The sequence below is a fragment of the Bacillus sp. SORGH_AS_0510 genome, from assembly GCF_030818775.1.
Lineage (GTDB): Bacteria > Bacillota > Bacilli > Bacillales > Cytobacillaceae > Neobacillus.
Window position 1 is genome coordinate 4,252,848 of the sequence record NZ_JAUTAU010000001.1, and the last position, 25,644, is coordinate 4,278,491.

19 protein-coding genes and 1 pseudogene are annotated in these 25,644 nt (G+C 37.4%); 3 read left to right on the forward strand and 17 right to left on the reverse strand.

The window, feature by feature from the left end; translation table 11 throughout:
• Window positions 1-11: 11 nt before the first annotated feature.
• The 13 genes and pseudogenes from QE429_RS21675 to QE429_RS21735 form a co-directional block, all read right to left on the reverse strand.
• Complete coding sequence (locus tag QE429_RS21675; RefSeq protein WP_007086371.1) at window positions 12-572, reverse strand: 4Fe-4S dicluster domain-containing protein; 561 nt, start codon at window positions 570-572, stop codon at window positions 12-14.
• A complete protein-coding gene (locus QE429_RS21680; RefSeq protein ID WP_307289986.1) occupies window positions 573-2,741 on the reverse strand; it encodes a molybdopterin oxidoreductase family protein in 2,169 nt (722 codons plus the stop codon).
• Window positions 2,728-3,810, reverse strand: a complete 1,083-nt coding sequence (locus tag QE429_RS21685) for a hypothetical protein (RefSeq protein ID WP_307289988.1) — start codon at window positions 3,808-3,810, stop codon at window positions 2,728-2,730. Before QE429_RS21685 ends, QE429_RS21680 begins: the two co-directional genes overlap by 14 nt.
• A 154-nt stretch (window positions 3,811-3,964) precedes the next feature.
• Window positions 3,965-5,152, reverse strand: a complete 1,188-nt coding sequence (locus tag QE429_RS21690) for a hypothetical protein (RefSeq protein ID WP_307289989.1) — start codon at window positions 5,150-5,152, stop codon at window positions 3,965-3,967.
• A gap of 142 nt (window positions 5,153-5,294) precedes the next feature.
• The gene (locus QE429_RS21695) at window positions 5,295-6,497 is read right to left on the reverse strand and encodes an HD-GYP domain-containing protein (protein ID WP_307289990.1); all 1,203 of its coding nucleotides are present in this window, start codon (window positions 6,495-6,497) and stop codon (window positions 5,295-5,297) included.
• Between the two features lie 208 nt (window positions 6,498-6,705).
• A complete protein-coding gene (locus QE429_RS21700) occupies window positions 6,706-7,938 on the reverse strand; it encodes an ATP-binding protein (protein WP_307289991.1) in 1,233 nt (410 codons plus the stop codon).
• 182 nt (window positions 7,939-8,120) lie between these two features.
• Window positions 8,121-9,368, reverse strand: coding sequence for an ATP-binding protein (locus QE429_RS21705; protein ID WP_307289992.1), 1,248 nt, complete (start codon window positions 9,366-9,368; stop codon window positions 8,121-8,123).
• A gap of 177 nt (window positions 9,369-9,545) precedes the next feature.
• Window positions 9,546-10,962, reverse strand: a pseudogene (bcaP, locus tag QE429_RS21710) (branched-chain amino acid transporter BcaP).
• Window positions 10,963-11,869: 907 nt separating this feature from the next.
• Complete coding sequence (gene cstA / locus QE429_RS21715) at window positions 11,870-13,663, reverse strand: carbon starvation protein CstA (protein ID WP_307289993.1); 1,794 nt, start codon at window positions 13,661-13,663, stop codon at window positions 11,870-11,872.
• A gap of 119 nt (window positions 13,664-13,782) precedes the next feature.
• Window positions 13,783-14,523 (reverse strand): LytR/AlgR family response regulator transcription factor, encoded by a 741-nt coding sequence (locus QE429_RS21720; RefSeq protein WP_307290915.1) that lies wholly within the window; start codon window positions 14,521-14,523, stop codon window positions 13,783-13,785.
• On the reverse strand, window positions 14,501-16,276 hold the full coding sequence (locus tag QE429_RS21725) for a sensor histidine kinase (protein ID WP_307289994.1): 1,776 nt from the start codon (window positions 16,274-16,276) through the stop codon (window positions 14,501-14,503). The genes QE429_RS21720 and QE429_RS21725 overlap by 23 nt, the downstream gene beginning before the upstream one ends.
• Before the next feature lie 81 nt (window positions 16,277-16,357).
• On the reverse strand, window positions 16,358-17,641 hold the full coding sequence (locus QE429_RS21730) for an ATP-binding protein (RefSeq protein ID WP_307289995.1): 1,284 nt from the start codon (window positions 17,639-17,641) through the stop codon (window positions 16,358-16,360).
• 91 nt (window positions 17,642-17,732) lie between these two features.
• Window positions 17,733-18,182 (reverse strand): hypothetical protein, encoded by a 450-nt coding sequence (locus QE429_RS21735; RefSeq protein ID WP_307289996.1) that lies wholly within the window; start codon window positions 18,180-18,182, stop codon window positions 17,733-17,735.
• Between the two features lie 97 nt (window positions 18,183-18,279).
• Between QE429_RS21735 and QE429_RS21740 the strand changes: the two genes are divergently transcribed.
• From QE429_RS21740 to QE429_RS21750, 3 genes are read left to right on the forward strand one after another with little or no spacing between them, the layout of a single operon-like run.
• Window positions 18,280-18,591, forward strand: coding sequence for a hypothetical protein (locus QE429_RS21740; RefSeq protein WP_307289997.1), 312 nt, complete (start codon window positions 18,280-18,282; stop codon window positions 18,589-18,591).
• A 1-nt stretch (window position 18,592) separates the two neighbouring features.
• Window positions 18,593-19,813 (forward strand): glutathionylspermidine synthase family protein, encoded by a 1,221-nt coding sequence (locus QE429_RS21745; RefSeq protein ID WP_307289998.1) that lies wholly within the window; start codon window positions 18,593-18,595, stop codon window positions 19,811-19,813.
• Between the two features lie 12 nt (window positions 19,814-19,825).
• A complete protein-coding gene (locus QE429_RS21750) occupies window positions 19,826-20,212 on the forward strand; it encodes a DUF350 domain-containing protein (RefSeq protein ID WP_307290000.1) in 387 nt (128 codons plus the stop codon).
• A gap of 28 nt (window positions 20,213-20,240) precedes the next feature.
• Here the strand turns inward: QE429_RS21750 and QE429_RS21755 are convergent, their stop codons facing one another.
• From QE429_RS21755 to QE429_RS21770, 4 genes are all read right to left on the reverse strand, one after another.
• Window positions 20,241-21,269 (reverse strand): potassium channel family protein, encoded by a 1,029-nt coding sequence (locus QE429_RS21755; RefSeq protein ID WP_307290001.1) that lies wholly within the window; start codon window positions 21,267-21,269, stop codon window positions 20,241-20,243.
• Between the two features lie 27 nt (window positions 21,270-21,296).
• Window positions 21,297-22,811, reverse strand: a complete 1,515-nt coding sequence (locus QE429_RS21760; RefSeq protein WP_307290002.1) for an amidase family protein — start codon at window positions 22,809-22,811, stop codon at window positions 21,297-21,299.
• A 655-nt stretch (window positions 22,812-23,466) separates the two neighbouring features.
• Window positions 23,467-24,408: an HD-GYP domain-containing protein gene (locus QE429_RS21765; protein WP_307290003.1), complete on the reverse strand. Its 942-nt coding sequence runs from the start codon at window positions 24,406-24,408 to the stop codon at window positions 23,467-23,469.
• 245 nt (window positions 24,409-24,653) lie between these two features.
• Complete coding sequence (locus tag QE429_RS21770; RefSeq protein WP_307290004.1) at window positions 24,654-25,478, reverse strand: C39 family peptidase; 825 nt, start codon at window positions 25,476-25,478, stop codon at window positions 24,654-24,656.
• Between the last annotated feature and the right edge of the window lie 166 nt (window positions 25,479-25,644).

Below are 25,644 nucleotides of genomic sequence, written 5' to 3' on the forward strand. Positions count from 1 at the left end.
GTTAATCCCTCCTAAAACAATTTAGTGACGCCCTGTAAAATACCAGGAAGATTCACTTTTACATTTGTTTCGCCTTCTAAGTAAGGCATGCTTGTTACCCACTTGCCATTATCTAAATTAAATTGCTTCTGTTTTGCTTCAATTTCTTCATCTGTTAACCATTGAAGCGTATTAGATGGACATACACTCGCACACATTGGAGGGATGCCATCCTTCGTACGGTCAATACATAGATCGCACTTATACATTAAATTCTGCTCGGTATCAAACTTCGGTATACCGTAAGGGCAGGCAATTGTACAGTTTTGACAGCCAATACACTTTTCCACTAGCGCAGAGAGAACAGCGCCTGTTTCGTGAATTTGGATGGCTTGTGCCGGACAGCTTCTTGCGCAGGCTGGATTCACACAGTGAAGGCACATAAGAGGCATCGTTTGACGGTTAACAAGCGGATTCACATCATAAACGTAGTTACGGTTGCGTTCCTCATGCCCTCCGCACTGTGTACAAGCCGCTAAACAAGAGCGACATCCTATACAGTTTTCAAGTTCTAAATAAAGCCTCTTTTTCATTTACTGCACCTTCTTCATTTCTAGTTTTTCAATCTGTGCTGCACACGCCTTGAACTCCGGCATCCGTGACATTGGATCAAGTGCTGCAATCGTTAAAAGATTAATAGATTTGTCGTGACCAAAGTGATATGGAACAAATACGGTATCTTTTCTTATGGCTTCCGTAATTTTTACTTTATATTCAGCTTCGCCCCTGCGAGTAAATAGGCGAACATTTTCTTCGTGCTCAATATTGTATTTAGCTGCTGTTTCTGGATGTACTTCTACATATGGCTCTGGGCACATATCCCGTAAGAATTGAATCCGGCGTGTTTGGTTTCCAGATAAGTAGTGAAACACTACACGGCCTGTAGTTAAGCGGAGCGGATACTCTTCACATGGCTCTTCTGCAGGCGGACGATAAGGTAGAGCGCAAATCTTCGCCTTTCCGTCTGGATGATAAAATTTCTTATCTAAGAACATATGCGGTGTTCCTTTGTCATTTTCATCTTTACATGGCCAGAATACACCATCTTGCTTTTCGATCTTATCCCATGTGGCACCGTAATAATCTGCATAGCCACCTTTTGATGCTAGTCGGAACTCATCAGCTACATCTCTTGCTGTTTTTAAATGAGAGAAATACTTTCCTCTTCCAAGGCGCTCCGCAAGTTCAACTTGCATCTGCCAGTCTGGCTTTGATTCACCAATCGGCTCCTGCGCTTTATTGATCTTAATGATCCGACCTTCAATATTTGTTACCGTTCCTTCATCCTCTGACCAAGTCACACTTGGAAGGATCACATCTGCGAATTCTGCAGACTCAGAAAGATAGAAATCTGCACAAACCATAAAGTCTAATCCTTTTAGTGCTTTGCGGACAAAGTTTTGATTTGGTGCAGACACGGCTGGATTTGAGCAAAGTAAGTAAAGGCCGCGGATTGTTTTTTCTTCCATTAATTCAAACATTTCATAAGCAGAAACACCTGGTTTTGGCATTTCATCTGGAGTAATTCCCCAAACCTGGCATACTTCTTCTACATGTTTTGGATTGGTAAGTTTACGGTAGCCTGGGAGCAAATCTGATTTTTGACCATGCTCACGTCCACCTTGACCATTTCCTTGACCTGTAAAGGTTGCTACACCTGATTTTGGACGGCCAATTTTTCCTGTTACCAGCGCCATGTTTGTGTAAGCCGAAACATTATCCACACCTTTATGCTGCTGTTCAATTCCACGGGCAAACATGACAACAGCATTTGGTGCTTTTCCGTAAATATCAGCAGCACGGATAATCTTCTCTGGAGCAACACCTGTAATCTGACTTGTATATTCTGGCGTGAACTCTTTCACTAATTCTTTTGTTTCTTCAAAACCGTTTGTGTGGTTATTAACAAATTCTTCATCTGCATAACCATTTTGTATTAATAAATTTAAGATTCCATTCGCAAGGGCTAGGTCTGTACCTGGTCGTAAGTCCAAGTGAACATCTGCTCTTCTTGCAATTGGTGTTTCTCGGGGATCAGCTACAATAAGGTAACCGCCTCTCTCTTGTACGTTCCAGACACGGAACATGGAAGTCGGATGGCATTCAGCCGTGTTACTACCAGCAATAAACAAGCAATCTGTTTCGTGAATATCTGTCCACGGTAGTGTTGAACCACGGTCAACTCCAAAGGAACGGAGGAATCCACCAGCCGCACTAGACATACAGAAACGTCCGTTATAGTCGATATAGCGTGTTTGCATGGCAACACGAGCGAATTTTCCAGTTAAATAACATTTTTCATTCGTCATGGATACGCCACTGAAAACAGATAAGGTATCTTTACCGTATTTCTCTTGAAGCTCACCGAACTTTTTAGCGATCAGATCATATGCTTCATCCCAACTCGCTTCCCTGAAGCCCTTTTTTGTTCCTTTTAAGGAAGCATCGTCTCTAATCAAAGGTTTTAAAATTCGATCATCATGGTTTGTTTGTTGGTACGCCGTTACCCCTTTAGGACACATTTTCCCAACAGTGACAGGCCAATCATAACGAGGCTCTACTCCAATAATCTTGTTTGTTTTTGTATTTACACGTAAATTCATTCCACATTGCATCCCACAGTAGCTGCAATGTGTTTTTACGAGCGTTTCATTTGGATGACGTACATTTTCTATTTCTTTAAAAAACTTATCCCTTTGCATTTTGGTTGGCCTCCTTGACCTTCACTTGGTGCGTTGCGAATCCTGAGAATCTTGCGATACGGTATTTTCTACGACATGGAAGACATAATTCAGCGAGGTTGAAACCATCCTGCATATTAAATTCCATCTCATTAACTCCTAATACTTGAATCACATCGTTTGATTGTTCAACTGATACGAATTTTTCTCCGCATACCTTACATTCTTTCATATGTTGTTCTCCATAATGTTCACGGTAGTTTCTTGCAAACACGCTCATTGGACGGAAAGGAATATGTGCCAACTTTCCGAATGGCAAGTAGATTAAAGTAACAATGACTGAGAATTGATGAATAAGTGACATTTGTGGTTGCATCCAGCCATGTAAAAATACGTTTTGGACAGTTAATAAAAGTCCTGTAATAGAAATAAACAGTAATAGATAAAGTGGTAAGAAATCGTACATAAACTTTTGTTCAGCTCTTGCTTGCATGTTTCTCATTCGGCGATAAAGCGCCATACAAACACCAGCCGTTACCATAATCGCTGCAATATTTAATGCATTATAAGAGAGCCAGGCGATGATTCCATCTGCCTTTACCTGCATGATGTTCATTCCGAATAACACAATTGTATAGTAGCCATTGTCTTCCATTGTGAAGTACATCCAGCTAAACACGAGTGGGAAAGTAACTAAGCAGGCAAGCACGCAGCCCCAGCCTATTAATATATGTTGCACCCATCGGTAAATGCCCCGATTGCGAATGAAATCATATATCGCTAAATGGCTAACAGCTGTTTTAGGTGTGCTTTTTCTAAAAATCAGCTTTAGACCTTTTTTGATAAAAATTTTGGTTGGTGGTCTTTCGCCCCAAGCAATAAAGCGATAAAAGAAACCGCCGATAAATACGATCGTTCCAACCATATATCCATAAAGATTTAAGTCGACATGAGTAAACATTCTTGTACCGATAAAGGTTAAAATCACAAGTCCGACAACTGTTAAAAACATTGATTTTGCAAAGTGCGATGCAAAAGCATCATTGACCGAACGTCCTTGATTTTTAGTCGTAGAGATATTCGCTTGCATTTGGAGTTCCTCCTATAAAAAAAATAACACTTCCGTTTTCTTAACCTAATTGTAAGAAAAACAGCAGTGTTATCTATATAGGGGAATCCCCCTATCATGGGGGGGAAAAACCCCTAAAAAAATTATTTTAGACAAATTCCTGACACATTTAATTTTAGATACTATTTTTACCGACGTACTTTTTTATCCATGAATATAGAAGGAGTAGCAAACCAATTACCATTTGCAACGTGAATAAAGTTGCATCCCAAAATGGAAGAGAGGTCGGCCCTTCCAAGTAACCTGGAATGATCCTTTTCACAGCAAATAATAATTGCGGGATATAAAAAACAATGTATAAGCTGAGCGTGAGAAAGACTCCAATGAAATAGAAGATGGAATAGGTGAAGATCACTTTTCTTTCCCCAGCAAAAACAACTTCTTCTCCTTGGAATTTAAGAAAAGGTACCCATTTTTTTATCTTCTCTTGGGAATTTTCCATCAAGTTATAGCAGCCAGATACATTTTCAAACACGTAATATAAATCAGTTTTCATGTAAATACAACATTGGTAAATAAGACGAATAAACGTATCTAATACTATCAAGGACATGATACTCAGGAAAATTCCTGACCCATTAATAAATATCACCTGACTAACTAAGGCAAGGGACAAAATAATCATATCAAAACAAAGCCCAGCCAAATATAAAAGATTTCGATCTTTAGCTGGGAGTTTCCAAACAGTTGACATATCTGTCTCAAGGACGACCAGTATCAATCTGTGGCCAACATCTAATTTAGTAGGAAGATTATAGGCTCTCATTGCCAAAACATGACCAAATTCATGTATTAGTACAGTACAAAAAGTCAGTCCAAGCCACGTTATGATATTTAATGCCATGTAATCAAAAATGAACAGGTCCTTATAGTGTGGAAAAAGAGTGGGATGGGATAGTAATAAGAATAAGTTTAGGAAAAGTAAACCAATGTAAAAAAACTGAGACGGCTTATTAAAGAAGAATTTTCCCAGTTTAGGTGATACCCATTGAAAACCCAAATGTTCTTTTTTCCTATCTGGGACGGTTACTTTTACTCCATCAATTTCAGCAACGAGATGAAGCTGTAGCAGTTGCTCAGCAAAATCGACCAGATTGACTTCCTCGTTAGGATATTGATCTTTAAGCTGCTGCTCAATCTCACCCAATGTCTTGCCATGATTAATCAGCGTAATGGCATCAATACAAATCTTCGGCATTTCGTAAAACTCACCGGAGCTACCATCTTCCACAATAAAATGCTTTTTTTCTTCCCTTATATTAATAGGTACTAATATAAGAATTGAACTAAGTGTTATCTCCATTTAAACACCGTTCCTAACATTTTTTCTATAATAAAAACAGGATGCTTAGATATTTTCTAGCATCCTGTTTTTGCTTATACCCACCAACAAATCCAGCAACTCGTAATCTTTACTTTTTTTAGTTTGCGAATTTTCAAGGGGGTCACCTCCTTAAATTAATAGCAGGTATTTTACTATGACTAATTTCACCATTTAACTCATTAACAGTTTTATCATGGAGTTTTTTCCAAATTGGATATGTCTGCTGAAATAAATCAACTAATTCAGGATCAAACTGAGTACCTTTTCCCTCTATTATCCGTTTGTAAGCTTCATCGACAGACAAAGCGTTTCTATATGATCGATTGGATGTCATTGCATCAAAAGCATCAGCAACTGCTGCAATTCGGGCTAGGAACGGAATATCATCCCCTTTCAATTGATCAGGGTAGCCCTTTCCATCCCAACGTTCATGGTGTGAGCGAATAACTTCGATACTACTATTTAATTGAATTACTTTAGAAACAGCTTCTGCTCCCACATTAGTATGGGACTTAATAATTTCATATTCTTCTGTAGTAAGCTTAGTGGGCTTCATCAAAATTTGGTCTGGAATATGAATTTTTCCTATATCATGGAGTAAGCAAGCAAATTCAAAAGACTTTAGCTCTTCTTCTGTATATTTCCCAGTTGTTTTTGCTAATTCAAGAGCATAACTAGCTACTCTTTCACTATGTCCTCTTGTATATGGGTCTTTTAGCTCAAGTGTAGCAATTACTCCCTTCACAATCCCTGTTAACTGCTGATCATATGAAGTTTTAATTGCATTTACATAAGCCTGAAATCGAGATAACAAAACAAAAGCCAATATAGATAGAGTAGTTACCAATAAAATTCCAATAAACACAATTGGCGCTTTAATCGCTAGTCCAAGAATAACATATTTCAAAATTAATCCTACAGAAACTACTATCATAAACCTTTTACTTACAAATACTGGCGCCAGTAAAAGCCAAAAAATTTCTCCTGCATTGCCTCCTTTATAGTTACTACCATCCCCTATAAAATCAATAAGGTCTGCAACGAGGGTAATTAATGTATAACTGATAAAATAAATGTATTTGATATAGTAAAGTTTTTGCTTTTTAACAAGATATAACGCAACTGGTATTAATGCAAACATGATTAAATATAATAAATATGTTAGGCTATTTGACTTCTGATCACTTAATTGCGGAAAATATATAGTTATAAAATTAAAAATAATATCGAAAGAGATTGATATTATATAAAAGAAAATTAAGAACCATTTTAAGGTTTGGGCTTCTTCACTCATAATATGAGGATCTATCATTTGTTTTTTCATTTGTTAACCTCTCGTAAATCGAATAATTTAGTAGGTAGCTAGATAACTAACATAAGAACAGTGTAATGTAGCTAATTTTTTGACACTTTCCTACATTATAAAACATTTGTAATTATTTAAATACCAGTAATTTAACAAGATTTATGTATAAAATAGAAATATTTTATCAAACATTGTATAATATTACCATTTTAATTCTTATAATCTCTTATCTATGGATAATGGGTAAAATCACTTCCACGGTAGTCCCGTTATTAAGCTCACTTTGGAAGTTTAAATCTCCAAAATGTTCATTAATTATTTGGTTTGTCACCATTAGCCCTAATCCAGTTCCGTCTTCCTTTGTGGTAAAAAACGGTTCTCCTAAAGAAAGGATGTTCTCATCTTTAATTCCACAGCCCTCATCCTGAATAGAAATGTACATTTTTTGTTTCTCAACAACTTTTACTTTAATTTTTATACGACCCCCATCAGGCATTGCTTCAATTGCGTTTTTAATCAAGTTTAAAAATACTTGTTTTAGTTGGTTACTATCGCAATCAATTGGAGGTAACGGTCCCTCCATTATAGTTTCAACCATAATTCCTTGTCTTTCGGCTTGTTGCTGCGTGATTGATAGAGTGTAAGCGATAATTTCCTCAATACTAGCTTTTTCAAACTGCATAACTCTAGGTTTACCAATGTACATTAAATCGTTAACAATAGAATTAATTCGGTCAATTTCTTGAATCATGATTGGATAGAAATCATTTGTATTTGGATATCTTTCTTGCTGAAGTTGTGTGAATCCCTTTAGTGATGAAAGGGGATTTCGTATCTCATGACCAATAGCTGCAGCCATTTGGCCAATTAAGGCTAACTTTTCTTTTTGGCGAAGTTCATCGTGAACACTAGTTAAGGATTGAATGTAAGAGTAAAAACGAACTAACATGACGAATGCAATTGCAGATAAAACTAAGAAGATTACTACTGAAACGAAGACCTGTATATCATGTAGAATTATTCCTAGTATGATATACTTTCCAATTAGACTTATAGAAACTGTCCAAAAGTATCTTTTACTAACAAAAATGGGGGAAAATAATACAAATAATACTTCTACAATATGTCCACCCATATACTGTTTAGAATTATTAGAATAGATTATTAATGTATTTATAAAATCTATTATTAAATAGCTATAAATATAAAAATATTTTACTAAATAGAGATTTCCACTATTAGTCATCCGTATACCAATCGGTAAAAGAAATAGGATTAATATATAAATCCAATAACCTAAACCTTCATCAGGACTACCCATCTTATCAGTAGTATTAGGAAGAACGTAAAACGCTAGAATATCAAAAGCAAAATATACAATATAAAATAACCATAAAAATAGTTTAATTGCTTTCCTTTCTTCCAATATTAATTGGGGATTCTTGATGCTTTCTTTCATTTGTTTACTCCTCGAGAATAGATATAGTTCAATTATACTTAATTCTATTTTATCATCTTTCCTCCAATTATTTGACAATAAATTCAAAGAATCACCCTAAATTTCGACAATCTTCGATCGAATGTAACAAAAGGACCTGCATTTATTTTGCAGATCCTTCTCAAAATTTACGACAGTTCTTATTAAATTGGTTTTCTCTGGTGAATTGGTAAGACAACAGTCACCTTTGTACCTTTTTTTATTTCACTTTGAATGTTCAATTCTCCTGAATGTTCCTTTATTATTTGGTTGGTCACCACTAACCCTAAGCCTGTGCCGTTCTCTTTGGTTGTAAAAAACGGTTCACATAGGTTAAGAATGTTCTCATCCTTAATTCCGAGCCCTTCATCCTGGATGCAAATATGAATGTTATGTTTTTCAACAACCTTTACTTCAATAGTTATACATCCTCCTCCAGGCATGGATTCTATCGCATTTTTAATCAAATTTAAGAATACTTGTTTTAGCTGTTTACTATCACAATCAATCAGTGGCAAAGACCCCTCTATAATGGTCTCAATTGTAATCCCTTGTCTTTCAGCCTCAGGTTGAGTAATTGAAATTATATAAGCAGTAATTTCCTCAATACTGGCTTTTTCAAAATGGATTGTTCTTGGTTTCCCTATGTACATTAAATCATTAACAATAGAATTAATGCGGTCAATTTCCTGTATCATAATAGGATAGTAATCATTTGTATTTGGATATTGTTCCTGCTGAAGCTGTGTAAACCCCTTTAGTGACGATAGAGGATTACGTATTTCATGCCCGATAGTTGTAGCCATTTGACCGATTACAGCTAACCTCTCTTTATTTCGGAGTTCTTCGTGAACACTAGTAAGAGACCCGATATAAGAGTAAAAACGCGCCAAAATAACGTATGCAATTCCTGTTAACATTATATAAATAACAGAAGGAATAATAACTTGTAGATCTTGTAAAATCACTCCTATTAATAGATACTTTCCAATCATCCCTAGAGAGACAGTCCAAAAAAACCGTTTATTAATAAAAATTGGACAAAATAGAATAAATAATACTTCCACTATATGTCCACTGGCATATGGTTTTGGACTTCCAATATAGATTAATAGAGAATTAATAAAATCTATCCCAATATAACAGTAAATATAAATATATTTTACTAAATAAAGATTTCCCTTTTTCATAATCCAAATGGCAATTGGCAGGATAGCAATTAAAAATATATAAATCCAATAACCTAATCCCTCTTCAGGGGTTCCAACCTTATTACTCTTTAAAGAGTTTGGCAATATGTAATAGGTGAAAATATCAAATGAAAAATAAACTATATAAAATAACCATAAGAATAGCCTTAATGCTTTCTTTTCTTCCAAAATTAATTGGGGGCTCTTGATGTTCTGATTCATTTTACAACTCCCTCAACTGAAATTTTTATTCAATCATAATGACACTTTCATATTATATTATATTCAATAATTTGACACTGAATTTAAACAGCGCAGCGCTAATTTTCGACAATTTTCGATTTTAACTAGTAAAAGAGGACCTGCAAACATTTGCAGGTCCTTTACGTTCTAAGATGTTTAACTTACTTTTCTCAACCGATTGCTAGAAGTGTTCAAAGTCGAATTTCTATGTCCGTATACAAAGTAGACGATCAATCCGATAACAAGCCAAACGCCAAAACTAATCCAAGATACGGCTGGCAGCTGAAGTGCTAGATACCCACAGAATACGAATGCTAGAATCGGAATATATGGAACAAATGGTACGCGGAACCCTGTTTTTGGTGCTTGGTTATTTTTACGAAGATATAAAATCCCAATAGATACCGTCATAAAGGCAAATAATGTACCCATATTAACCAATTCTGCCAGTCTTCCTAGTGGGACAAACCCAGCAAAGAAAGCAACTAGTAAACAAGTAATCCATGAATTAACCGTTGGTGTTTGCTTCTTCTTATCTACCTTTGAAAAAACCTTTGGCAATAGTCCGTCACGGCTGATGGCATAAAATAAAACGAGATTGTCCATATAGCATAACTAGTAATACAGTAGTGATCCCAGCAATGGCACCAAGAGAAATAAAGCCGGCAACCCAATCTTGATGAATATAGTTAAGTGCAAAGGAAACAGGATTTTTTACGTCTAGCTGTTGATAAGGAACAATTCCCGTTAAAATCGCAGAAACAATGATATAAAGAACAGTACATACAATCAAAGAAGCAATAATTCCAATTGGCATGTTTTTCTGTGGATTTTTCACTTCCTCCGCAGCAGTTGATACGGCATCAAAACCGATGTAGGCAAAGAATACTGTTGCCGCACCAGTTGTTACACCAGAAAAACCAAATGGCATAAATGGAGTCCAGTTACTAGGTTTAACGTACCATGCGCCAACACCAATAAATAAAAGAACTACGGCCAACTTAATAATGACCATGATTGTATTAAAACGTGCCGATTTTTTTACACCTTGCGTTAAAAGTAAGGTAATCACAAAAACAATGATGATAGCTGGGACATCTACAAACGTCCCATTAGCCGGATCGTAAGCACTTGTTAAGGCTTTAGGGAAATGGATTCCGAATCCGGCCAGCAGACCCTGAAAATAACCGGACCAACCGCTGGCAACTGCTGATGAAGCAAGTCCATATTCGAGAATTAAATCCCAACCTAAAATCCAGGCGATTAACTCTCCGAATGTAGCATAGCTATACGTATAAGCACTTCCTGATACAGGTACAGCTGATGCAAATTCTGCATAGCAAAGTGCTGCAAACACACACGCTAACCCAGATAAAATAAAGGATAGGATTAATGCAGGTCCAGCATGTTCAGCAGCAGCGACACCTGTTAGAACAAAAATCCCCGTTCCGATAATCGCTCCGATACCGAGCATAGATAAATCAAAAGCTCCTAACTCCTTTTTTAAGGTCACATCTTTTTGACCTGCTTCTTGGATAAGATCTGAAATAGACTTCTTTCTAAATAAATTCATAGGAATTCCTCCTGGAAATAACTGACTAAATGTTCTGAAAAAATAAACTAAAAAATCTATATCGAAATAATATAATCATTTTACATAAAAAGCAATATATTTTGAAAAATAAAATAATTTGAAAATAATGCCTTGTAAATTACTTACATTAAACTCTATTAACAATAAAAATTATTATTTTAGTAAATAAAATGCTTTTCAAATGAATATTATCGTTATTCACCCTTATGTTTTCTAGTAGAATCTCTAACTTTAGATGTTGCCTTGCCTTCTGACAATGTTGCTGCTTTTTCCTTCTACTCTGTCAGAAGTTTTTTTGCCTTCTGACAATGTTGCTGCACTTTTCTCCTTCTCTGTCAGAAGTTGCTTTACCTTCTGACAAAGATGATACCTTTTTCTCCTACTCTGTCAGAAGTTCCCTTGCCTTATGACAATGTTGCTGCTTTTTTCTCTTACTCTGTCAGAAGTTCCCTTACCTTCTGACAATGTTGCTACCTTTTTCTCTTACTCTGTCAGAAGTTCCCTTACCTTCTGACAATGTTGCTACTTTTTCCTGCTACTCTGTCAGAAGTTCCCTTACCTTCTGACAATGTTGCTGCACTTTTCTCCTACTCTGTCAGAAGTTCCCTTACCTTCTGACAATGTTGCTGCACTTTTCTCCTACTCTGTCAGAAGTTCCCTTACCTTCTGACAATGTTGCTGCACTTTTCTCTTACTCTGTCAGAAGTTCCCTTACCTTCTGACAATGTTGATGCTTTTTTCTCCTACTTTGTCCGAACCTGTTTTAGGTCTTGAAAAAATAAAATTAAAAAATCCACTCAACCTGTCCTAAATTTCACAAAGAAGCAAATAAAAAAGGATGACAACAAGGGATTTACCCTTACTATCATCCTTTTGTGCTAATATATTAGGCCACTTTTGTTTCCAACTGAACCCGTGGAGAATTCCACATATTAATCCATTTCTTAATAGCTGTAACCATAATAATTACTCCGAGTGCCAGCATAATGATGGATAGAACTCCATTCAATACGCTATAGCCCGCTGATGCTGAATTGAGATATACATTCTTAACCATCCAATATCCAGCATAGTTTACTGTAACAAACAAGTAAGATAGTGGCACTAAGCATGTAAGCATATAACGTCGCTTATCTGCCATTCTTAGAATAACTGTTGCACCAACAATTAAACCAATCGATGCCATTAACTGGTTAGAAACTCCGAAGAGTGCCCAAACAGATCCGATATCACCTGAGAATAGTAAGTACCCCCACATGAAACATGCTAATGCACTTGCAAATATGGATCCAGGAAGCCAATCTGTTTTCTTCAACGGCTTAAAGAATTCACCAAAGAAGTCCTGAATTAAATAACGAGCTACACGTGTACCTGAGTCAATTGCAGTCAAGATAAATACTGCTTCAAACATAATAACAAATTGGAAGAAGTAAGATGATAACTTAGCAAACCATGGAATACCTGTGAAGACATAAGTCATTCCGACAGCTAGCGTAACCGCTCCGCCCGTTCTTCCTTCTAAGTTAATTCCAATTTCATCAGCAAGCTTTGGTAATTCTACCACTTGCATTCCCAGTGTTTTAAACACTTCTGGAGTTGAGTTAATTGCGAAATAATCTGCAGGCTGTAGTGCAGTTGCAGCAATAAGCGCCATAATCCCTACCACACACTCTACCAACATTGCTCCAAAACCTACAACCTTAATATCTGACCAACGATCAAGCATTTTCGGAGTGGTACCCGAACCAACAAATGCGTGGAATCCGGAAATCGCTCCGCAAGCAATGGTAATAGAAATAAATGGCCAAACGGGTCCACCTAGAACTGGTCCGCCGCCTGAAGTAAATTTTGTAAATGCAGGCATTTCAATACTTGGATTGATAATGAAAACACCGATGATTAAAGCAATAAATACACCAATTTTCATAAAACTACTTAAATAGTCACGAGGTGCAAGCAATAACCAAACAGGCAGTGCTGCTGCAAAGAATGCATAGATTGGTAGAATAATAGCTAATGTTTTCGTATCTAAAGTCAGCCAATCTCCTAAAACAGTATGCTGGATGGATGGACCAACAAAAACGCCCACCATGACAAGTATAAAACCGATTGTTGAAGTTAATTTCAAATTACCAGTTTTCTTATAAGCAATCCCAACAAACATCGCAATTGGAATCGTGATTCCTACAGAGAACGTACCCCATGGGTTATTTTCAAGAGCATGCAGGACAACCATTGATAGCCCTGCCATAGTAATTGTGATAATAAACAGCATCGCTAATCCCGTACAAAAACCGGCCACAGGTCCGAGCTCTTCTTTTGCTACCTCTGATAGAGATTTTCCTTTTTTCTGCATGGATGCAAAAAGAACAACTGCATCATGGACCGCTCCACCAATAACTGCACCGATTAATAGCCAAAGTAACCCTGGCAAATAACCAAATTGTGCAGCGAGAATAGGCCCTACAAGAGGTCCAGCAGCTGCGATCGCCGCGAAGTGGTGACCAAATGTTACCCATTTATTTGTAGGAACATAGTCCTTACCATCATTTAATTCATGTGCAGGTGTAGGTTTTGAGTCATCTAACTTTAAAACCTTAGCTGCCATGAATGTACCATATAAGCGATAAGCAATCATTAAAATACAAATAGAACCGATTACAATTGAAACCGCATTCATTATTTCAGCCTCCAATCTCATTTCCTTTCATCTGGTATTATCATACTTTAAGAAAACGCTAACATAGGGTTTTCAAGATGAAAGGTAGAAATATAGACTTGAAATGCAAAAACAGCCGCTTAAAAACCAAGCAGCTGTTTTAACTCTTTTGTATAAGTTCTACTAACCGGAACCTTCTCCCCATCTACCATAATTAGATTATAGGTCGAATTAAACCAGGGCTCTATCTCAATAATCGAATTAAGGTTGACTAAATAGGATCGATGGACACGAATCATTTGAGAGTTTTGTAGTTTTCTTTCAAAAGTAACTAAAGGCTCATTTACCACATACTTTTGCTTCTCAGTTACAATAATCGTTTTGCCTTCATTGGTGCTGATATAAAGAATATCGTTAACATTAACTAATATTATTTTTTCATCAACTGTTACAGCCAGTTTTTCCGTATTAGATAATAAGCCCGTCTTTGATGGCATTGGAATATTAGGCTCCTTGCTTCCTAAGAGCTTCAACAGTTTTTCAATCGTTTGGTGAACTCTTTTTTCATCGAACGGTTTTAGGATATAATCAGCTGCATTTAATTCAAATGCCTTTAAAGCGTACTCATCATAAGCAGTGGCGAACACAATTAGAGGAGGATATTCAAGCTTATTGATTCGACTGGCAATTTCCATTCCACTTTCATCTGCAAGCTGAATATCTAGAAAAACAACATCTATATCAAGGTTATCCATTTTATCTAACGCTTCATCCACACCGCCAGCTTCACCAGCTAATTCAACCTGCTTACTCCGTTTTAATAGATAGCCCAGCTCGTCTCTAGCCAATGGCTCATCGTCAACGATAAATGCTCTTAACAACATCCTCACCCCACTTCTGCTGCGTTAATGGCAGTTTAATCCATACTTTTGTCCCGCATTCTAGTTTACTTTCAATTTGAAAAGAAGCCGTAAGTCCATAAATTTCTTCTATTCTTTTTTTTATATTCCACAGAGCAGTTCCCGTACCTTTAGCTGAATCTATCGTTTGATTTCCTAGTCTTTCTAGTAGTTCTGGCTGGATCCCCTTCCCGTCGTCTTCCGTTAAAAGAACCATTCCGTCCTTCTCTCGAAACGCCCTGACCTTCACTGTCCCGTGTTTGGCTTTTGGAAACGCGTAACGAATGGCGTTTTCAACAAGCGGCTGTAAGGTAAATGGAGGAACAAGGATTTTTTTTAACGCTTCATCAATTTCTAGCTCGACTTTGTAGCGATCAGGGAACCGAGCTTGTTCAATCCTTAAATAGGCCTCCACGTGCTCAAGTTCTTTTTCAAGTGGTATTAACATTTGCCGAGCGCCTTGAAGATTACTGCGGAAAAAAGTACTTAGATTGATTAATAAACTTCTAGCTTTATCTGTATCCGTTCGAATAAGGCTTGAAATTGTATTGATTGCATTAAAAAGAAAATGTGGATGCACTTGGGCTTGTAGTGCTTTAATCTCAGCATCCTTTAATAATCTTGTTTGAAGTTCTAACTCTGCCATTTCTAATTGAACAGAGAAAAGTTTCCCTAGACCCTCAGCAAGCTCTTGCTCAACGCGGTCAAGCTTTCTCGAATCAGTGAAATATAGCTTTAAAGTACCAACAATTTTCTCATGAACCTGAAGTGGCAAGACAATTGCAGCCTCTAAAGGGCAATTCGTATCAAAACATTGAATTTCCATTGCAGATCTTGCAATCGTAATGTTTCCTTGTTCAAGAACCTTTTTCGTTAATTCCGTTGCCATGTTTCCTGATGGAATATGATGATCAGATGCAGCGCCAACATGTGCCAACACCTGACTCTGGTCTGTAATTGAAATTGCATCAGCGTTTGTCCATTTTAAAATAATCTCTGCCGCTTTTGTACACGAATCCACATTCAGCCCCTGACGGAAAAAAGGAAGTGTCTGATTAGCAATATATAATGCCTTGTGGGTTTGAAGTGCACGCGTACGTTCTTGTTCTTGAAGGATTTCCTGAATAATCAGTACAAAAAGAAGCGTTCCAAAACCATTAATAACAATCATCGGCAAAGCAATGACCTCCACTAAATGGAATGCTTCTTCATAGGGCTTTGCTAGTAAAAGAATGACCCCCATTTGAGCAAATTCCATCGTAATTCCAATAATGACTGCTTTCCATGGTGATAGTCCTTCTTTAATTTTAAAGCGTTTACTTAAAAACCCAGTAACAACCCCGGCTGAAATGGTAGAAATGGCACAGGCTGTATCCGTAAACCCACCCAACGTTAATCGATGTAAGCCTGCAATTAATCCGACTCCAATACCGACAATAGGTCCTCCTAATAATCCCCCCATCGTAACTCCCATGATTCTTGTATTGGCAATCGCACTTTCACTATCCATATTTGTCAGCCACTCTTGGGAAGTAATCGACCCATGTCCAATTCTGACACCAGTATAATTGCTGATGACACCGAAAATTCCAAATATAATAATCATGACTACCTTTGCAGAAAGATCATGTTCATTATGAATAATTTGACGAAATGACTTCATCCTCGAAAGGACGAAAGCAACAATGATTAAAATGCCTACACGTTCAAGCATTAGAGGTAATAATTCAACCATAGGATTTCCCCTTATCCTCTGCTTTAAGTAAAAAACCATTACCATTATTATATCAAAAAAATAAGCTAGCTGTCTTTAAGACTAGCTAGCATTTACATTCATTACCATCTGTTCTTTTTTTCCTTCAGGGAGCACCAACGTGACTTCAGTTCCGACTCCAGGCACACTGTGATAGGAAATTTTCCCATTCATCGTTTGGATGATTTTTAAGGATACTGAGGTACCAAGCCCCGTCCCCTTATCCTTTGTTGTATAAAACAAAGTCCCTATCCGAGCTATTTGTTCTTCCGTCATTCCTTTACCCGTGTCAGCAATCTTAACCGTTGCATGATAATTATTTGAATTGGAATGAACAGTGACTTTTCCACCCTCTGGAGTTGCTTCGATTCCATTTTTTATCAAATTAACCAACGCCTGCTTAAATTGATTCCGATCGGTAACAAGAGAAAAGCAGTTCGATTCCAATTCGCTTTCAAGCTGTACTCCTTGTTTAGATGCGAGTGGTTCCATCAAAATCACTACTTCTGCTAGAACTTCTCTCAATGAAAACTCTTCAACTTTTTCGAATTGTGGCTTAGCGAAATTTAAATAATCATTAATAATCAACTCAGCCCGTGCTAATTCATTTAATACGAGAGAAAGATATTGATAGTTTTTCCCCGATTCTTCCCGCTGCATCAATTGTAAAAAACCCTTCACAACCGTTAGTGGATTTCGAACCTCGTGGGCAAACGATGCAGCAAGCTCCCCGAGGGTATTTAATTTTTCTGCCCGTTGAATTTCCTTCTGCATTTGGTTTCTTTCAATTATGCCTTCATTTAACTTTGCAGCCAGTCCCAACGCTAATGTTTGAATGGCACCGACAAGGATAAGATCGGGGATATTAAAATCAAGTTTAAAGAAGTTACCCTCTAAATAACGAAAGATACTTAGCGAAAGAAAACAGAGAGTTAGAGACCAAACACCCGCGAACATGGTTAGGACAACTCTTTGTTTAGGAGAGTACCTCCAAAAGATTTTGAGTAAGAGAAATGGAATGAGAGCGGTTAAGACTGAGTTTGAGAGTCCAAAAATCATGGTACCTCCCCCCAATATCACGCGGGTTCCAATTATGGAGGATAATACAATACCACCTGCTACAGGTCCTCCATAAAGAATCGCTAACACAAGGGGGACATAGCGAAGATCCCAATGAAATCCATAGTTTGCATAGGAGAAAAGCATACAGGTTATAGCGGCAATACTATGTAAGAATCCGCATAAATAGGGAGATTTATTTTTCTGTTTATTATCCATAAGAGTACTGGATAGTAGGACTGGTGCTATAGTGATCAAAACATTCAAAAGTAGCTTTTCTGCCAGCATTGTTATTCCCCCATGGATACCTATCTAATATAGTTAACATACGACAAAAACCGCCAATTTTCCTTTTTTCTATAAAAATTTTTAAAATAAATTACCTATGGTCACCTGTAAACTTTCCATAGTATACATAGCATTTTCGATCTTCATCAATTTCTCTTGAATCTAAGGCAAATTCCATAAACTTGCCGTTCCTTTCAACATAAATGACATCAGAATGCAGAATCGTTAACACCTCTTCATGCTCCCAAATCTCTCTTTTTTCGATTAAGGATGTACCAGCCAAAGCAATTTCTCTAATTTCGAGGCCAATGTGAGAATATATTGCTTCCATTGAATCCTTGGGGAACTGTTCCTTTTGAACATATAACACTAGTGTACCGTCAGGGTCCGTAGCGGTTGCTGTAACCTCATACGTTTCCCCTTCCTTAACAAAAAATTCACATGACATTCTTGCGACTGCTTCTGCTGTGGAAATGTGAAGATAATTCCATAGAGCAGGGTATTGACGATGTTTGTCGTCTAGCCGGTACTCTAATCTCATCTTTCATGCCCCCTTCTTAATTCTCCTATTTTTTGCATTGTTTTCCTGGCGTTACCTTCTATAATAATATTATATACAAATTAAGGAGTGTGAGAAGGTGAAGAAAACTCAATGGTTAATTACTGGTGTTCTCTCCTCACTTATTGCTGGAACCTTGTCTGGCTGTTCAGATGATCTTCCACCACAACCTGATGACCCCAGCTGCCAGGATTGGGAATGGGATGATGATCAAGGTGTATGGCAATGTGACGATACTCATTCCAGTCATTATCACCATTATTATCACGGGGGAAGTTTTTTCAGTAGCAAATCTTCTCTTTTAAAATCATCATCCTATAAATCCTATCGATCTTCTTCAAGTTTTAAAGGTGGATTTGGCAGTGGTTCCAAAGGTGGGTTCGGAGGATAACATGTCTTCATATTCAGTCAAACGGAAAGCCTTTTATTCTCAATTCCCATCTTTCTGGGCTGATCTTTATGGGAGTGAATATAGTCTGTTTCATGTCTTGACCGTACCTGAACAACAGGCCTGTCTCATAAGGGAAGCAACTGAACGTATGGGTGCCGTTTTTTTCAAGACTGCCCGCCTGCTGCGCAGTCTTTCAGACGAACAGCTACTTGAACTAGGTTACCCTAAATCAAGCCTAGGGTTTATCAGGGCAAAGCATCTTTTTCCAGAATCAGTAATCGCCCGCTTCGATTTTGCCGTTACAAAAGACAGTATCAAATTGCTCGAATTCAACAGCGATACTCCTACCTTTATCGTGGAATGTTTTCATGTAAACGGTAAGATATGCCGTGAATTCGGACTTATCAATCCGAATGAAAACGCTGAACGTCTCCTTTCCTCTGGGATTACTAAAGCAGTGATCGATGCGTCACATGGAAAGCACTCTCCTAATATTGTCTTTACAGCCCATGATGACTATTTGGAGGATTGGAATACCACCATTTATTTAAGTGATTTATGTCAGGTGAAAAATAAAGTAGTTCCCTTATCAGCTCTTCAGATCACAGATCATGCTGTTCTTGACTCTGACGGTAAGCCTATTGATGTTTTATACCGTCAAACCTATCCTCTCGAACATTTGCTAGAAGACAGGGATCCGATTACAGGTGATTTAGTTGGAATTGAGTTATTACAGCTTGTAAATAAAGGGAAGCTCTCTCTAATCAATCCCGTTTCTGCCTTCCTGCTTCAACCCAAATCAATTCAGTGCTTGATTTGGGGATTGGCTGAAAATGGTGCTTTTTATACGGAGGAAGAACAGAAGTGGATAAAAGAATACATGCTTCCTACATATCTTGAAGCAGATGTTTTTACAGGTAAACAATCTTTTGTAAAAAAGCCTTCACTAGGCAGAGAAGGTGACACCGTAACAATTTGGGATGATCAATCCAACATTACTGCCCAGAACGCATATCAAACCTATCAGGAAGAACTACCTGTTTACCAAGCGTATACCTCCCTACCTACCGTGTCCTTGGAAACGGAAAAAGGAATGGAGGAATTATCCTACGTAATTGGCTCCTTCCTTATTGCTGGGAAAGCAAGTAGTATTGGGGTCAGAGCTGGAGGAAAAATCACCGGTAACGAATCATACTTTTTACCAGTTGGTATTAAAAAATAAAGGAGGATGCACATGGCGAATTTTTTATTATACTTAGCCGTTACACTTGGTCTTTTATTAGTAGGACTCTTCCTAATGGAAGTAACTACAAAGGTAAAAGAATTTTCCTTAATGGCAAAAGGAAACAAAGCAGCAAGCTACGTACTAGGCGGAAGATTACTCGGTTTGGCCATCGTTTTGTATTCTACTGCCGCTAATTCCATCTCTTTAACAGATATGGCTATTTGGGGAGCAATTGGGATTGTAGCGCAAATTATCGTGTTTTACCTAGCGGAATGGCTCACTCCACGGTTCAATGTTATGCAGAGCATTGAAGAAGATAATCAGGCAGTTGGTTTATTCCTCATGTTTTTATCCGTTTCCATCGGAGTCGTCATTGCTGGCTGTTTAACGTATTAAAAAACGCATCCCCTGGATGCGCTTTTTATTACAATTTCTTATAAGTTTCTTTATCGCAGATAACAAACAGCCGAGCCTCACTAGGAATCGCTTCATTCCATTTCTTTAGGATATTTAAGTCACTACGGTCAGCAATGAGCTGGGCACCTTTCTCTTTAAGAAAATCATGGGCCATTCCATAAGTCGTCCATTCAGGTTTAACTCTCACTTCCCATAAATCACTTCCCCCGTCCCCATCCTTCCGACTTAATAGCTGGGTAAAGAGATGGCTTGTTCCTTTTGTTTGCGCTGATTTCGCCATAAGATTCGATACAGATTCATGGGAAAGAATAAACTCATCAATCTTTACATGTTTAAAATTACCTACATGCTTCTCATTTAGTATTTCAGCAATGGTATATATGTTATTTTCAGTTCCTTCATCATATCGCTCTATGGAGGAAGCAACTAAGAGCGTTTTACCATCAGCTAAGTCAGCATTATTGATGCCATCAGGAGCAAATAATAGAACGGCTTTGGCTTTTTCAATTCCTGCTCTTCTTAGCGTATCCTCATCCGTGGGACTACCTTGGATATACAGAAATCTTTCATGTTCATAGGGGGTTTTCTCTAACTCATCAATTAGAACAATTTCTGTTTTAGAGTCTCCGAGAAAAAGCTCATTAATCGTGGTTTTACTCTTATTGGTCCAGCCAATAATGACATAATGGCCTGCTCCTCTGAACGTCATTCTTCCTTCCTCCTTCATTCGCTTGTACTGCGAAACAGCATCAACAATGACTCCAATCACTAAACCAAAAAGACCGATACCTACTGTATAAACAATCAGCATCGCCCAAATTCTTCCTAGCTGTGTTGTTGGTGAAACATCTCCGTACCCTACAGTTGTCATAGTCGTGAGAATCCACCAAACTGCATGAAAGGTATTCTCAAATGTTTGCGGTTCTAGTATTCTCATAATTTCTGCGTTAATCAAAATAAAAAAAGTAGTAACCAATAGTAACGTTCGATATCGGTATTTAGTCGCCTTTATAAACAGCTTTCTAAAAAATAGCATGGTGCTCCCCCACTCTTACTGTGGTGATTATTTGTTTTCTTTTCTCATATAAAAAGAATTCCTTTGCACAGGCACCCATTCTTCCGTTTGTTCTAGCTGACCTGCGAGTGAGAAAAGGAAGTCCTCTCTTCCTCTCGCTGCCATGAATTGTACACCAACCGGGAGTCCATCGGAAGTAAGATGGATAGGCACGGTCATGGCTGGCTGACCGGTTAAATTAGCTAACTGTGTAAAAGGAGTTCTTTCTAAATTTTTTTCTGCCACTTGTTCAACAATCCCTGCTTTTTTCATTAAGCCTCCCAAGGAAAGCTTTCCGGCAAACTGCAATGCTGCTTTTTCAGATTTACTTGGCTCTAGTTCACCAATTTTCGCAGGTATAGCCGCTGTTGTTGGAGTAAGAAGCAAATCATATTGTTCATGGAACTGTTCCATCTGAATGGCAGCTTTATCCCACTCTCTAATACTTAATACAAACTCTTCAGCTGAGGTGGCTTTTCCCACTAAGCCGAGCATCCATGTTGTCGGTTCCACATCACTCATTCTTGGCTTTCTCCCTAGAACAGTTTCAAGGGAAGACAAACCTGCAGCTACTTCACCAAAATACATAGTTAGATAACTTTTTGCGATTTTTCTTCCATCAACGGGTACATCTACTTCAACCACGTGATGACCCATGGACTCTAACAGCTTAGCTGTCTTTAAGACTGCCTCTTTACAATCTTGTTCAACCAAATTTCCAAGTGGGGACTTTACCGTGAATCCGATTGTCCATTTTCTCTCAAACGGTTCATGTAATAATTGCAGATACTTTCCTTCAAATGAGGGAGCATAAAAGGCCGCATATTTTTCATGGATGCTTATCTCATCAAGCATAGCCGCACTATCCCTAACCGTCCTTGAAAGAATGTGGTCTACTGAAGCCCCTTGCCAATGTCTAGCATAATGGGGCCCAACAGGTGTCCTGCCGCGAGTGGGCTTGATGCCAAATAGTCCACAATAGGCCCCGGGTATCCGAATAGAACCGCCACCATCATTTGCCCCTGCTATTGGAACCATACCGCTTGCCACCGCTGCAGCCGATCCTCCACTTGACCCGCCTGGTGTATGGTTAAGGTTCCACGGATTCCGAGTAGGTCCGTAATATTGAGGCTCTGTAATTCCCATTAATGCAAACTCCGGTACATTTGTTTGCCCTACAAATATTACACCTGTTTTCCTTAATTGTTTCACATATTCAGAATCGACCTTTGCACGGTAGGTTTGCAAAGCCCTAGAACCTGAGGTGATTTTTTCCCCTTCCACCTCTTGTGTAATATCTTTCAAGAGCATCGGTACTCCAGAAAACCTACTATTTAGATTTACGTTCTCCAACGCATTTTCAGCCCTATCATAAAATCTGTTGATGACAGCATTTAACTGTGGATTAAATTTTTCTATCGTGTGAATGGCTTCATTAAGCACTTCCTTTGGCTGTATTTCTTTGTTTTTTATCAATTCAGCTATGCCTAACCCATCATAATTTTTATAATTAAAGCCCTCCATCCAATTCACTCCCATTCAAACGATTTATTAATATATTACTTCTACTAACAAATGCTCTATTCCTTTTCCACATAGTTTTAATTACTTTTTTTAGAAAAGGCTCTTTTTCTTTAATGGCTAAAAAGCTAACTCCTAAATATATTTGACAAGAGAAGTAAATTACTGTAAAATAAATAATTGTGCTTAGGCACTAGAGTAACTTGGAATTATAAGATAACGCAATGTAAGAATTTATTTCTGGCATTCTGCTTATGTTTTAATATAAAGACTTATTCACACTGGATCGGCTTCGGAGCCGTTAGGATGTAAGAGAGGTAGGGCTTACGTCGTTTAGGTACAAAACCATCAGGTGGAAGAATAACCGCGGCAAATTTGTTTAAAAAACAATGGATTATATATAAGTTTTTACTTGCGAACAGAACAGTTCAGCGCTTGAAAGCGCATGATAGCTAGACAGTAATACTGTCTGAATAAGACTAGCATTCACAAGTTACAATAATGATTCATCATGAATCAACTATAAAGAAGGCAGAGGAATTTAATTTCCTCTGCCTTCGTCCAATTTATAGGTTAATAATTTGCAATTTGATTTAGTGTTAGGTTTTCTTTAAATAGGTCTAGTGGCTTAAAACCATCTATTTTTATTATAGGTTGATTAGGATATCTCAAGATTTAATTCAAGAATCTCTCCAACTTTTCCATTACGCAACGTAATACTTTTTCCTCTTATCATTTCCATCAGAAAGTTGGTGAAAGGTAAAACAATTGAACCATCAAGGCGGTTTAATTTTACGTCTTTTATTAGTTCGTCAATTGCATAGAAAATAGACATTGAGCTTTTATAAACTCTATTTGAACAGATAGCATCAAATGTATCTGCAACAGAAAGGATTCGAATAAAAAAAGGAATATTTTCTTCTTTTAATTGAAAAGGGTAACCCGATCCATTTAATCGCTCATGGTGTTTTAGAACACCTTCTAAGATTAGGGGATTTAAAGAAGTTGAAGATAACAAGTCATAACCAAGCTTTGGGTGTTGTTTTACTAAGTTAAATTCTTCCTCAGTTAACCTACTGGGTTTATTTAGAATCCCAGGGTCAATTTTAAATTTTCCAACATCATGAAATAACCCCATACTAGCTAAAAAATGTTGATCATCTTCAGATAGGTTCAGTATTCCACCTATTTTACTTGCTACCAAACCCACATTAATAGAATGTTTTAGTAAGTATTCATCCTCAGAGAATCTTTCCATAATTTCTATTATCCCAAGTTCATTTATAGCAAACTCTTGGTGTAATGCCCCGAATGTATCTATCATTTCCTGAATTTCGTCATCATCAAGTTTTGACTTTTGACTTATTGTTGTTTGAAGGTCTTGGATTGATGTATAAACATTTTTATAAACAATTTCACTAAATTCACCTAATTTTTTATCAATAATACTTCTCGAGTCTAATTGATCCCTTGTCTGAACCTTATGTCGATTCAACAAGTTAATATGATTATCCCTTAGTACCGTACCTTTTTTTAAAAGTAAAACACCAGTTAAAGAGTAGATATCCTCTTTTAATACCATTCCTCTTCTTAAATCCATGTTATAAGCTCCCCTTTTTTATAACAGGTCAATTTATGTAAAAAAAACGAAAGAATAAAATTCAAAAAACTACAAAAATCTACTTATTTTTTAATTACTTATTTTACTATAATTGGTTTTTTCAATTTGGTAAAGAGTGTAAAAGGGATTTTTTTAAAGATTCTCACAACCATTTTCCCCCAATTACAACTAGCATTTTGACAAACAAAAAAACCACAGTACAAAGACTGAGGTTTTGTATATAACTACTTCACAATCACAATCGCTTGCTTTCCCATTTGTTCCCAAGCTTTTATAAAGCTTTCACGGTTAAGTTTTCTATTTTTGACTCCATAGGGGTCATTGATATATATATGGGTTTCATCGTAACCTGTGATTGCGACACTGTGTTCACTAAACGTAATATCAATTTTCCCTTGCGGTGTGTCCCACTTTTGGAAGACAGAGACAGGCGCAAAGGTTGAGGTGGTAATAATCCATACCGGGAGCCCTTGGCCCACTTTCTCTAAGACCTCATCAAATGAATGGTTGGTTAGATTCACAGCGCGATCGCCAACATATTTTTGCGCCAATTCTAATACAGGTCCATTGTAAACACCGAGCCCTGGACCCTTTGCCATATTTCCCACAAATCCGGCATTAGGATTTCCCTTTTGTCCATTGTTATAGGTTAACGGAACGGTTTTAATATTTTCCGCTAATTCATTTTTTGTCACCTTTACACCATGATAGTTTAAAATCATTGCTAGACTGGTTACTTCACATCCATTATAAAGCTTAGGAGCATCCATTTGGTTTAGCAATGGTACATCCAGTAATATATGATCTGGAGTACTTGGCTCAGTATTTGTTATTTTTACTTCGTTAACTGGTTCTGGATCTTCTTTTAGTACTTCTTTGTTTACTGGTTGTGAATTCGTTTCTTTTTGAGACTCCGCATCCGTTGTCTTCGTTTGTACCACTTCTTTTAATCGAACAATAGCCGGCCAATCAAATTTCCCTGCAAAAATAGTATTTGCACCAATAAAAGATATGATTAAAACAATAAGGATGAATAAAAATTTTTTCATAGACGAATATACCATTCCTTGCGTTAGACTTTGACAGGTACTAGTAGATTAGTAAAATACTACTATAAACATACCAAATAATCCAAAGTGGATAAAGGAAAAACTTTTCCAACTCATCTTAATTCATAAACCTTAAGTTCTCCTTAAGAAAAATGAGGCTGCACCA